Origin of the sequence: Allobosea sp., from assembly GCF_036675845.1 — a bacterium.
Classification (GTDB): Bacteria; Pseudomonadota; Alphaproteobacteria; order Rhizobiales; family Beijerinckiaceae; genus Allobosea.
The window spans coordinates 1-11,384 of record NZ_JAKFED010000002.1 but is presented as its reverse complement, the minus strand read 5'-3'; the positions used below and the strand labels follow the sequence as shown (position 1 = coordinate 11,384).

Here is an 11,384-nt window from a genome sequence, read left to right as displayed (position 1 = left end):
TCCACGCCGAGCCGGTGGCCTTCGCGGCCGACATGCTGGCGATGGGCCTGTGCGAGATCGGCAACCTCGCCGAGCGCCGGATCGCGTTGCTGGTCGACCCCGTGATGAGCGGGCTGCCGCCCTTCCTGGCGCGCGATGCCGGCCTGAATTCCGGCTTCATGATCGCCCAGGTGACGGCCGCCGCGCTCGCCTCCGAGAACAAGCAGAAGGCTTACCCCGCTTCCGTCGACACCATCCCCACTTCAGCCAACCAGGAAGACCATGTCTCGATGGCGACCCATGGTGCCTGGCGGCTGATCGAGATGGCGAAGAACGCGGCGAGCATCGTCGCGGTCGAATTGATGGCGGCGGCGGAGGCGATCGAGCATCACCGGCCGATGAAGACCTCGCCGCGGCTGGAGCCGGTGTTGAAACTGATCCGCGAGAAGATCGCGCCGCTGACCGAGGACCGCTATCTCGCGCCCGACCTCGCGGCGGCGACGGAGCTGGTGCTGTCCGGCGCGCTGGGACGGGCGGCAGGGCTCGACAGCTTTGGGGAGTTCGGCGCGTGAGGGATGCGAACCGCGACAGGAAGAGGCGCGGGGAACCCTCTCCCGTAGGGAGAGGGCAGGGTGAGGGGATGGCCGTTGGACCAGCGGGGCGCGCCCCTCACCGCGCGCCTCGGTTCGGGCCAACGAGTTCGGGCCTACACCTCACCCCTGCCCCTCTCCTTACAGGAGAGGGGTTCCCCGCGGTTCTTCGACAGCGCTGGAGCCACGGCCATGCCACCTGACATCGTCACCGTCACCCGCGGCTCGTCTCCCCTCGTCCTGTCCATGCCGCATCCCGGCACCGGCCTGCCGGACGAGGTCGCCTCGGCGCTCAACGCGCGCGGGCGGCAGGTCGAGGACACCGACTGGCATATGCGCCAGCTCTATGCCTTCACCGAGCGCTTCCAGCCGACCATCGTCGAGGCCGGCCTGTCGCGCTATGTCATCGACCTCAACCGCGACCCCGCCGGCGTCTCGCTCTATCCGGGCCAGGCAACCACCGAACTCGTCCCGACCACGACCTTTTCAGGCGAGCCGATCTGGACGACGCCGCCCGACACCGCCGAGATCGCGCGGCGACGGGAAGCCTATTTCCTTCCCTATCACGCGGCGCTCGCCGCCGAGGTCGAGCACGCCAGGGCGCAGCACGGCTTCTGCCTGCTCTGGGACTGCCACTCGATCAAGTCGGTGATCCCGCGGCTGTTCCCGGGCACGCTGCCGACACTCAATCTCGGCACCAATTCGGGCGCGAGCTGCGCGCCCGCGGTCGAAGCTGCCGCCGTCGCCGCCATGGCGGGGGCCGCCTTCACCCAGGTCGTCAACGGCCGCTTCAAGGGCGGCTGGATCACGCGGCATTACGGCCAGCCGGCGGAGCATGTGCACGCGCTCCAGATGGAAATCGCGCTCTCGGCCTATCTCACCGAGGAGGCGCCGCCCTGGAATTTCGACGCCAGCAAGGCCGCCAGCCTGCAAGCCGCCCTCTCCGCCATGATCGAGGCAGCGCTGGCCGCCGCCACACAGCTCGAACGGACCCCGTCATGACCCGCATCGACAACAGCCGCGTCATCCGCTCCCCCCATGGCAGCACGCTTTCGGCCAAGAGCTGGCTGACCGAAGCGCCGCTGCGCATGCTGATGAACAATCTCGATCCCGACGTCGCCGAGAAGCCCGGCGAGCTCGTGGTCTATGGCGGCATCGGCCGCGCGGCCCGCACCTGGGAGGATTTCGACCGGATCTGCGCCTCGCTGCGCACGCTCGAGGCCGATGAGACCTTGCTGGTCCAGTCCGGCAAGCCGGTCGGCATCTTCAAGACGCATGCCGATGCGCCGCGCGTCCTGATCGCGAATTCCAACCTCGTCCCGGCCTATGCCAACTGGGAGCATTTCCATCATCTCGATAAGCTCGGGCTGATGATGTACGGCCAGATGACGGCCGGCTCCTGGATCTATATCGGCACCCAGGGCATCGTTCAGGGTACCTACGAGACCTTCGTCGAGGTCGGCCGCCAGCACTATAATGGCAGCCTCAAGGGCAAATGGGTCCTGACCGGCGGTCTCGGCGGCATGGGCGGCGCCCAGCCGCTGGCCGCGACCATGGCCGGCGCCTCGATGATCGCCGTCGAGTGCAAGCCGTCGAGCATCGATTTCCGCCTGCGCACCGGCTATCTCGACGAGAAGGCGGAAAGCGTCGACGAGGCGCTGACGATCATCGAGGCCGCTCACGCGAAGGGCAAGGCCGTCTCGGTTGGCGTGCTCGGCAATGCCGCCGAGATTTTCCCCGACATGGTCCGCCGCGGCATCCGCCCCGACGTCGTCACCGACCAGACCTCGGCCCATGACCCGCTCAACGGCTACCTGCCGGCCGGCTGGACGCTGGAGGAATGGGAAGAGCGCAAGGAGCGCGACCCCGCCGGCACGATTCAAGCCGCCAAGAAGTCGATGGCCGAGCATGTCAGGGCGATGCTCGATTTCCAGAAGATGGGCGTGCCGACGCTCGACTACGGCAACAACATCCGCCAGATGGCCAAGGACATGGGCGTCGACAACGCCTTCGACTTCCCGGGCTTCGTGCCGGCCTATATCCGCCCGCTGTTCTGCCGCGGCATCGGCCCGTTCCGCTGGGCCGCGCTTTCGGGCGATCCGGAGGACATCTACCGCACCGACCAGCGCGTGAAAGAGTTGCTGCCCGACGACAAGCACCTGCACAACTGGCTCGACATGGCGCGCGAGCGCATCCAGTTCCAGGGCCTGCCGGCGCGGATCTGCTGGGTCGGCCTCGGCGACCGCCACCGGCTCGGCCTCGCTTTCAACGAGATGGTGGCGAAGGGCGAGCTCAAGGCACCCGTCGTGATCGGGCGCGACCATCTCGATTCCGGCTCGGTCGCCTCGCCCAATCGCGAGACCGAGGCGATGAAGGACGGCTCGGACGCGGTCTCCGACTGGCCGCTGCTCAACGCGCTGCTCAACACCGCCGGCGGCGCGACCTGGGTCTCGCTGCACCATGGCGGCGGCGTCGGCATGGGCTATTCGCAGCATTCGGGCGTCGTCATCGTCGCCGACGGCACGCCCGAGGCGGCCAAGCGCCTGGAGCGCGTGCTCTGGAACGACCCGGCGACCGGCGTGATGCGCCATGCCGATGCCGGCTACGAGATCGCGGTGGAGTGCGCCCGGGAGAAGGGGTTGAAGCTGCCGGGGATTCTCGGCTGAGCAGCCCCCGCGTCATTCCGGCGGTACATGGCAACGCCCACGGCCCCGACGCGGCTCCAATTCGCCATGCTCGCCCTTGTGGCGAGCATCCACGTCTTGAACACCGGCCTTGACCAACGAAGACGTGGATGGTCGGGACAAGCCCGACCATGACGGAAGGGAGCGGCCCCGTTCCGCAAATCCGAGGAACGAACCTGATGCGCATCATCCGTTACCAGGACTGCCGCGTCATGCCGTGGAAGAACGGCGGCGGCAGCACGACCGAGATTGCAATTCATCCGGAAGGTGCCTCGCTCGACGATTTCGACTGGCGCATTTCGATGGCTGATGTCGCGAGCGACGGGCCGTTCTCGCTGTTTCCCGGCGTCGATCGGACCCTGTCGGTGCTCACGGGCAACGGCATCGCGCTCGCCTTCGGCGCGCATGGGACAGTGACGTTGCGGCCCGGCTCCGCGCCCCATGCCTTTGCCGGCGACGCCGCGGTCGTCGGGGAGCTCATCGACGGGCCGATCACCGACCTCAACGTGATGACCCGGCGAGGCCGGGTCCGCCATCGGGTTCGACGCCTGTCAGGGCCGGCGCCGATCGCGATCGCGCCGGAAGGCGAGCTGCTCGTGCTGTTCGCCGGCTCGGGCGAATGGCGTGCCAAAACCACTGGTGGAACCCATGCGCTCGGAGCCCGGGACAGCCTGGTGATCGAGGCCGGCGAAAGCGCCAGCCTCGACTGCGGGGACGACGCCGGCGAGCTCTACGCGATCGATCTGTGGACCGGCGCCTTGCGCTGAGCGGCTCCGGCGGGCGCCATGTAGTCGCGCGTCATCGGCAGGGTATCGAGCCGCTTGGCGAGCTGGAGCTGGAAGACGACGAGCCCGTCATAGCGGAAGCTCGCCTCGGAAGCCGCGAGGTAGAACTCCCACATCCTGGCGAAGCGCTCGTCATACATCGCCACCGCCTCGCCGCGGCGGGCGAGGAAGCGCTCGCGCCAGGCCTTCAGCGTCTCGGCATAATGCAGGCGCAGCACCTCGACATCGGTGATGATCAGGCCCTCCTTCTCGACCGCCGCGGCGATCTCCGACAGCGCCGGGATATAGCCGCCAGGGAAGATGTACTTGGCGATGAACGGGTTGGTCGCGCCGGGCGGGGTGGCGCGCCCGATCGTGTGGATCAGCGCGACGCCGTCATCCTCGAGCAGGTCGCGGATCTTGCGGAAATAGTTGCGGTAAAAGCCGACGCCGACATGCTCGAACATGCCGACCGAGACGACACGGTCGAAGCGCTCCTTCACGTCGCGATAGTCCTGGAGGCGGAATTCGACCGGCAGGCCGGACTCGGCAGCGCGCTCGTTGGAACGGGCGAACTGCTCCTGCGACAGGGTGATGCCGGTGACGTGCCCGCCCGTCTCGCGCGCGATGCTCAGGCCGAGCCCGCCCCAGCCGCTGCCGATATCGAGAACACGCTGGCCGGGCTTCAAGGCGAGCTTCGCGGCGATCCGGCGCTTCTTGGCGGCCTGCGCCTCCTCCAGCGAGGCATCCGGCCGCTCGAAGAAGGCGCAGGAATATTGCTGGTCGGCATCGAGGAAGAGCTCGAAGAATTCGCGCTTGAGATCATAATGGTGATGGACGTTGCGCTTGGCCCAGCCCGGCGTGTTGTGCTGCGTCAGGCGCCTGACCGAGGTCCGCAGCCGCTCCAGCCCCTTCGCCCAGGCCGAAGGCGGCTGGCGCGAAAGGCCGCAGACCAGGGCTTCGAGCAGCTGGTAGAGCGTGCCGCGCTCGACGATGACGCGGCCGTCCATCACGGACTCGCCGAGAGCCAGCTCCGGATCGAGCGCGAGCCGCAATTCGGTCTCGCGATCGGCGATGCGCAACCGCACCGCCGGCGTCGAGCCCGATCCGGCCGAGTGCAGCGAGCCATCGGCGAAGACGACGTCAATTCTGGGTTCCCGGACCAGCCGGGACAGCATTCTCGCAATCAGCGTGCGCATGGCTCCACCTCATGGCAGTGCCCCTTCGCAGATAAGATGGCGAACGGGCCGCACGGTGCGGCAGATGGGCGGATGCAACTCCGATCATCGCTGGCCGCATGCCGCGGCGGTCAGCGCCATGATCTGAAAGATAGGATGGAGCCCCCCGACTCGCCAGAGCCGCAGCGGGCGGCCGGCCGCGCGGCCCGTCCTTGCGAGCAAAAGCGAAGCGATCCAGGGAGAGGTCGAGCGCTGCTGCCCCTGGATTGCTTCGTCGCTTCGCTCCTCGCAATGACGGCTTGGAGCCGGACCGGAAACCGCCTCAGTGCGCCTCAGTGTCCTTCGGCTGCCAGCACGGCCTCGACCCGGATCTCCTCGACCAGCCGCTCCTTCAACGCGACGAAGGCCGGCGAGGTCTTGATCGTGTAAGGCCGGGGATGGGGCAGGTCGACGGCGATGTCGGCCTTGATCCGGCCGGGCCTGGCACTCATCACCACGACGCGCGAGCCGACGAAGATCGCCTCCTCGATGTCGTGGGTGACGAAGAGCACGGTCTTCTGCTCGCGCTCCCAGATGCCGAGCAGCATTTCCTGCATCAGCGCCCGGGTCTGGTTGTCGAGCGCGCCGAAGGGCTCGTCGAGCAGCAGGATCTTCGGATCGTTGGCGAGCGCGCGGGCGATCGCGGTGCGCTGCTGCATGCCGCCGGAGAGCTGCTTGGGGAAATGCCCGACGAAGCCGGAAAGCCCGACGCGCTCGGCCCAGCCGCGGGCGATGTCGAGCCGCTCGCGCTCGGGCACGCCCTTCTCGCGCAGGCCGAAGGCGATGTTCTGCGCCACCGTCAGCCAGGGGAAGAGCGTGTAGCTCTGGAAGACGAAGCCGCGGTCGGCGCCCGGCCCGATGACCGGCGCGCCATCGAGCACGACCTTGCCTTCGCTCGCGGTTTCCAGCCCGCCGATGATGCGCAGCAGGGTCGACTTGCCGCAGCCGGAGGGGCCGAGGATGGTGATGAAGTCGTTGTCGCCGACGGAGAGCGAGGTCGGCATCAGCGCCCGCGTCGCCTGGCCGCCATGACGGGCCGGAAAGACCTTTCCGACATTGTCGATGATCAGCTTCGTCACGCCTGCGCCCACGGAAACAGGCGCTGGTTGACCGCCTTGAAGAGGAAATCGGAGATCAGCCCGATCAGGCCGATGACGATGATGCCGAAGATGATCTGGCCGGTGTTGAGCAGCGCCTGGCTGTCGACGATCATGTGGCCGATGCCGGAGGAGGAGCCGATCAGCTCGGCGACGATGACATAGGTCCAGGCCCAGCCGAGGACGAGCCGGAAGATCTCGGCGATCTCCGGCGCCGCATTGGGCAGGAGCACGCGGCGCACCACCGAGGCATCGCCGGCGCCCAGCGTATAGGCGGCGTCGACCAGGTCGCGCCGGACGGAGCCGACCGCAACCGCGATCATCAGGATGAGCTGGAAGACCGAGCCGATGAAGATGACCAGGAGCTTCTGCGTCTCGCCGATGCCGGCCCAGAGGATCAGCAGCGGGATGAAGGCCGAGGCCGGCAGATAGCGCGCGAAGGAGACGAAGGGCTCGAGGAAGGCCTCGACCGGCTTGTAGGCGCCCATCAGGATGCCGAGCGGCAGCGCCACGATCACCGCCAGGACGAAGCCGCCCAGCACGCGCCAGATCGTCATGCCGATGTCGAACATGAAGCCGTGGACGACGAGCAGGTTCCAGCCCTCGGCCACCATGGTCAGCGGATCGGCGAGGAAGAGCCTCTGGACATAGCCGCCAAAGGTCGCGACCGACCAGAAGGCGACGAAAAGCGCGAAGAAGGCGACGCCGAAGCCGATGCGGACGCCGCCGGAGACCGGCTGGAGGGGTTTCATGAGCAGATTGCTTGCAAGAGGAAGCGCGGGATCCCCTCTCCTGTAAGGAGAGGGGCAGGGGTGAGGTGTGCGAGAGGGGTATCGTCAGCCTGAACCCAACCACACGGAGAGCGCTCGCGGAACTGGTCCAACGGCCTGCACCTCACCCTGCCCTCTCCTTACAGGAGAGGGTTCCCCGCGCCTAGATTGGTGAGATGAGCGCTCAGCTGGCGCCGCCGGCGACGTATTTCGTCTCGACCAGCGAGTTGAGGTCGGGCTTCACCTTGATCAGCCCGATCTCGAGCAAGAGGTCGGCCGCCTTGGCGGTGAAGGCCTGCCATTCGCCGGAGAAGAACTTCTTGTTGCCCTCGGCATCGGACCAGCGCAGGAAGCCGGCCGACTTGCCGAACTGCTCGCCCGACTGCTTCACATCGGCGCCCATGATGCCATAGGCCTTGTCCTTGTCGGTCTTGATCATCTCGAGGGCCTCGAAATAGCCCTTGGTCAGCCCCTTGGCGGCGGCATCGTTGGCGGCGAGGAAGGCCGGGGTGCAGCCGAAAGTGTCCATCACCATCGGATAGTCGAGCGTGGTGGCGATGATCTTGCCGGCGTCCGGCTTGTCGCGCACGGCCGAGAGATAGGGCTCATAGGTCATGGCGGCGTCGTTCTGGCCGGCGATGAAGGCCTGGGCCGCCGGGCCTGGCTCCATGTTGACGACCTTCACGTCCTTTATCGACATGCCGTTTTCCTTGAGGAACCAGGCAAGCGCGAAATAGGGCGAGGTGCCGGGCGCGGAGGCGGCCACCGTCTTGCCCTTGAGATCCTTGATCGAATTGGTCGAAGCTCGCACCGCCATGCCGTCGGCGCCATAGCTCTTGTCGAGCTGGAAGATCTGCTTGGTCTTGATGCCGGCCGCATCCCAGACGATCCAGGTCTCGACGGTGGTCGCGGCGCACTGGATGTCGCCCGAGGCGATGGCGAGATGGCGATCCTTCTGCGGGATCTTCTTGATCGTCACGTCGAGGCCGTTCCTGGCGAAGATGCCGGCCTCCTTGGCGAGCACCAGCGGCGCAAAGCCGGTCCAGCCGGAAATGCCGATGGTGACCTTGGTCTGTGCCTGTGCGCCGCCCGCCGCCAGGAGAGCCGCAAGGCCGATTCCGGCCGCCGCTCCGATGCGCTTCAAAACCGTCATTAGAAAACCCTTCCCCTGCTTTTGGCGCCGATACCGCGTGGCGAGCCTTAGCGCAGGCCTTGGCTTTAGCGCAGGCCTTGGCGCGGCACCATGCAACCCTTGTTCCAAAGCAGGTTAAATGCCTATGCAAATACGTCAAGCCGGCATCAACATCGCTGGGGGAGGTGATGAATTTCTCTTGTTTGACAGGAGGAGGCATATCTCATCCCCTCGCCTCCCCGGCGCGCCGCGCCATCGCGACGAGGTTTCCCGAATGAACGGCGCCGACCGCCTGTGCGACACGTTGCTGGTCAACGATGTCGATGTCTGCTTCGCCAATCCCGGCACCTCCGAAATGCACTTCGTCGCGGCGCTCGACCGCAAGCCGCAGATGCGCTGCGTGCTCGGCCTGTTCGAGGGCGTGGTGACCGGCGCCGCCGACGGCTATGCCCGCATGGCCGACAAGCCGGCGGCGACGCTGCTGCATTGCGGGCCGGGCATGGCGAACGCGCTGGCCAACATGCACAATGCCAGGCGCGCCCGGACGCCGATGATCAACGTCGTCGGCGACCACGCGACCTATCATCTCCAGCACGATGCGCCGCTGACCAGCGACATCGAGGGCCTGGCCGCGCCGATGTCGCATTTCGTCCGGCGCATCGCGAGCCCTGAGGATGTCGGCCCGGCGATCGGCGAGGCCTATGCCGCCTCGCTCTCCCTGCCCGGCGTCACCACCGTGATCCTGCCGGCCGACTGCGCCTGGGGCAGCGTCGAGCCGGCGGCGCTTTCACCGACGCCGGTGCCGGCGCTGAAGAGCCCCGAGCCGGAGCTGGTGCGCGAGATCGCGGCGCTGCTGCGCAAGCATGGCTCGCGCGCCGCGCTGATGATGACCGGGCTCGCGCTGCGCGAGGAGCCGATGGCGATGGCGGCGCGGATCTGCGCGGCGACGGGTGCGCGCCTCTTCGGCCAGATGTCGAACGGGCGCATCGAGCGCGGCGCCGGCCGCGTCGCCCTGCCGAAGGTGCCCTACCCGATCGACCTGGCGCTGCAGCAGCTCGAGACGATCGACCTGCTGGTGCTGGTCGGCGCGCAGGTGCCGGTCGGCTTCTTCGCCTATCCCGGCAAGCCGGGCCGGCTGATCCATGACGGCTGCGCCGTCGCGACGCTGGCGGCGCCCGGCGACGATCTGCCCGGCGCCATCGCGGCGCTGGCCGACGAGCTTTCCGCCCGCGCCGTCGCGCCGGCCTTCATCGCCGAGGCGGCACCCGAGAACGCCGCACTGCCCACCGGCGCGCTCGACGCCGACAAGGTCTGCAGCATCGTCGCGACGCTGCTGCCCGAGAACAGCATCATCTGCGACGAATCGATCTCGTCGGGCCGGATGTTCTACGCGCAGTGCCATCACGCGCCGCAGCACGACTATCTGCAGCTCACCGGCGGCGCGATCGGCGAGGGCATCCCGCTCTGCATCGGCGCCGCCGTCGCCTGCCCCGACCGCAAGGTGATCGGCATGCAGGCCGATGGCAGCGGCATGTACACGGTGCAGGGGCTGTGGACGCAGGCGCGCGAGAACCTCGACGTCGTCACCGTGATCTTCGCCAACCGGACCTATGCGATCCTGCATGGCGAGATGCGGGCCGTCGGCGTCAACGATTTCGGCCGCAACGCCACCCAGATGCTCAATCTCGACCAGCCGGCGCTCGACTGGGTCGCCATGGCGAAGGGCATGGGCGTCGAGGCCGGACGGGCGACGACCGCCGAGGAGTTCACCAAGCTTTTCAAGGGCGCGCTCGGCCGCAAGGGGCCGTTCCTGATCGAGGCGGTGATCTGAGGAAGCGGTGGTCATAAGGCGCGGGGAACCCCTCTCCTGCAAGGAGAGGGGCAGGGGTGAGGTGTTCGGAAGGGAAATCGTCAGCGTGAACCCGACCGCGCGGTCGGCGCTCGCGGCACTGGCCCAGCGGCCTACACCTCACCCTGCCCTCTCCTTCCAGGAGAGGGTTCCCCGCGCCCTTCTCTATTTGCTGAACCCGCCCAGGAACGCATCGAGGCATTCCCCGATCGCCTCGATGGCGTAGCCGCCTTCCTGAACCACGAGCGTCGGCAGGCCCATCGCCTTGACCTGCCGGCCGATGGTGCCGAAATCGGCAGCCTCCAGCTTCAGCACGCCGATCGGGTCGTCCTTGTGGGCGTCGTAGCCGAGCGCCACGACCAGGGCGTCGGCGCCGAATTCACGGATCGCCCGCGCCGCCCGGTCGACCGCCGCCTCCATCTCCGGCCCGGCGGCGCCATGGACGAGCGGCAGGTTGACGTTGAAGCCCTCGCCCGGCCCGTTGCCGCGCTCGTCGTCATAGCCGGTGAAGAACGGATAGTAGTTCGACGGGTCGGCATGGATCGAGATCGTCAGCACATCGTCGCGGCGATAGAAGATCTGCTGGGTGCCGTCGCCGTGATGGGCATCGACATCGAGGATCGCGACCTTGCCGTAGCGGCTGCGCAGGCGCTGCGCCGCGACCGCCGAGTTGTTGACATAGCAGAAGCCGGTGGCGCGGTCGGCCCGGGCATGGTGGCCGGAGGGGCGGCAGAGCGCATAGACCGCGGGCTCGCCGGCGAGCACGGCCTCGGCGCCGGAGACCGCCGTCTCGGCCGAGCGCAGGGTCGAGAGCCAGCAATGCTCGCCGATCGGCACCGAGAGATCGCCGAGATACCAGCCGAGCTGGCCGATGAAGCCGGTCGGGCGGCAGGGCGGGCGCTTGTCCTCGTCCGGCCTGCCGCTCCAATAGGGGAAGGTGCTCGGCCAGACCTCGGGGCCGCGCTCGGGCGGCAGCTCCTGCCAGCGCGCCCAGGCGGTTTCGAGGAAGCTGATGAAGCCTTCGTCATGGATGTCGAGGATCGGCGCCGTGCCATGCGCCTGCGGCGGCTCCGGCGCAATGCCGTGGCGGGCGAGCGCGGCCAGCAATCTGTCGGTCCGCTCCGGCAGGTCCTTGGGCGCGACGACGCGGCCGAAGCGCAGATATTGCTGCGGATCATGGAGCGATTGTTCGGGATGGTAGAAGGCGCGCATGCGGGTTCGACTCGTTTCGCGGGCTCGGAGGAGCGCCATACCGCCACGAAAAACCCGACACCGCCAGCGCGCAGGATCAGCCGGCGGCGC

General features: G+C 67.8%; 10 protein-coding genes. 5 read left to right on the top strand and 5 right to left on the bottom strand.

Going from position 1 to position 11,384, the window contains the following annotated elements; translation table 11 throughout:
* The 4 genes from V6M56_RS00085 to V6M56_RS00070 form a co-directional block, all read left to right on the top strand.
* A partial coding sequence (locus V6M56_RS00085; protein WP_332680512.1) for an aromatic amino acid lyase occupies positions 1-551 on the top strand: 551 nt, incomplete at its 5' end.
* Between the two features lie 210 nt (positions 552-761).
* A complete protein-coding gene (hutG, locus tag V6M56_RS00080) occupies positions 762-1,571 on the top strand; it encodes an N-formylglutamate deformylase (RefSeq protein WP_332680511.1) in 810 nt (269 codons plus the stop codon).
* Entirely contained in the window at positions 1,568-3,235 is a 1,668-nt protein-coding gene (gene hutU / locus V6M56_RS00075) for a urocanate hydratase (protein WP_332680510.1), read from the top strand. Before hutG ends, hutU begins: the two co-directional genes overlap by 4 nt.
* A gap of 197 nt (positions 3,236-3,432) precedes the next feature.
* Positions 3,433-4,020: a HutD/Ves family protein gene (locus V6M56_RS00070; protein WP_332680508.1), complete on the top strand. Its 588-nt coding sequence runs from the start codon at positions 3,433-3,435 to the stop codon at positions 4,018-4,020.
* On the opposite strand, the gene V6M56_RS00065 is transcribed toward V6M56_RS00070, so the two are convergent.
* The 4 genes from V6M56_RS00065 to V6M56_RS00050 form a co-directional block, all read right to left on the bottom strand.
* Positions 3,984-5,216 (bottom strand): cyclopropane-fatty-acyl-phospholipid synthase family protein, encoded by a 1,233-nt coding sequence (locus V6M56_RS00065; RefSeq protein WP_332680506.1) that lies wholly within the window; start codon positions 5,214-5,216, stop codon positions 3,984-3,986. The two genes, V6M56_RS00070 and V6M56_RS00065, sit on opposite strands and share 37 nt — an antisense overlap.
* Before the next feature lie 311 nt (positions 5,217-5,527).
* Positions 5,528-6,313 (bottom strand): ABC transporter ATP-binding protein, encoded by a 786-nt coding sequence (locus V6M56_RS00060; protein ID WP_332680505.1) that lies wholly within the window; start codon positions 6,311-6,313, stop codon positions 5,528-5,530.
* Positions 6,310-7,083, bottom strand: coding sequence for an ABC transporter permease (locus V6M56_RS00055; protein WP_332680503.1), 774 nt, complete (start codon positions 7,081-7,083; stop codon positions 6,310-6,312). The genes V6M56_RS00060 and V6M56_RS00055 overlap by 4 nt, the downstream gene beginning before the upstream one ends.
* 202 nt (positions 7,084-7,285) lie before the next feature.
* Positions 7,286-8,254, bottom strand: a complete 969-nt coding sequence (locus tag V6M56_RS00050) for an ABC transporter substrate-binding protein (protein WP_332680502.1) — start codon at positions 8,252-8,254, stop codon at positions 7,286-7,288.
* A 253-nt stretch (positions 8,255-8,507) separates the two neighbouring features.
* On the opposite strand from V6M56_RS00050, the gene V6M56_RS00045 reads away from it, so the two are divergent.
* Entirely contained in the window at positions 8,508-10,064 is a 1,557-nt protein-coding gene (locus tag V6M56_RS00045) for an acetolactate synthase large subunit (protein ID WP_332680500.1), read from the top strand.
* Between the two features lie 183 nt (positions 10,065-10,247).
* Here V6M56_RS00045 and V6M56_RS00040 read toward each other — a convergent pair whose 3' ends face one another.
* Entirely contained in the window at positions 10,248-11,294 is a 1,047-nt protein-coding gene (locus V6M56_RS00040; RefSeq protein WP_332680499.1) for a histone deacetylase family protein, read from the bottom strand.
* Positions 11,295-11,384: the final 90 nt, after the last annotated feature.

Coding starts and splice junctions, on each gene's coding strand:
- V6M56_RS00050 (WP_332680502.1), bottom strand. CDS start 8,254: ATGACGGTTTTGAAGCGCATCGGAGCGGCGGCCGGAATCGGCCTTGCG.
- V6M56_RS00055 (WP_332680503.1), bottom strand. CDS start 7,083: ATGAAACCCCTCCAGCCGGTCTCCGGCGGCGTCCGCATCGGCTTCGGC.
- V6M56_RS00040 (WP_332680499.1), bottom strand. CDS start 11,294: ATGCGCGCCTTCTACCATCCCGAACAATCGCTCCATGATCCGCAGCAA.
- V6M56_RS00045 (WP_332680500.1), top strand. CDS start 8,508: ATGAACGGCGCCGACCGCCTGTGCGACACGTTGCTGGTCAACGATGTC.
- V6M56_RS00065 (WP_332680506.1), bottom strand. CDS start 5,216: ATGCGCACGCTGATTGCGAGAATGCTGTCCCGGCTGGTCCGGGAACCC.
- V6M56_RS00070 (WP_332680508.1), top strand. CDS start 3,433: ATGCGCATCATCCGTTACCAGGACTGCCGCGTCATGCCGTGGAAGAAC.
- hutG (WP_332680511.1), top strand. CDS start 762: ATGCCACCTGACATCGTCACCGTCACCCGCGGCTCGTCTCCCCTCGTC.
- hutU (WP_332680510.1), top strand. CDS start 1,568: ATGACCCGCATCGACAACAGCCGCGTCATCCGCTCCCCCCATGGCAGC.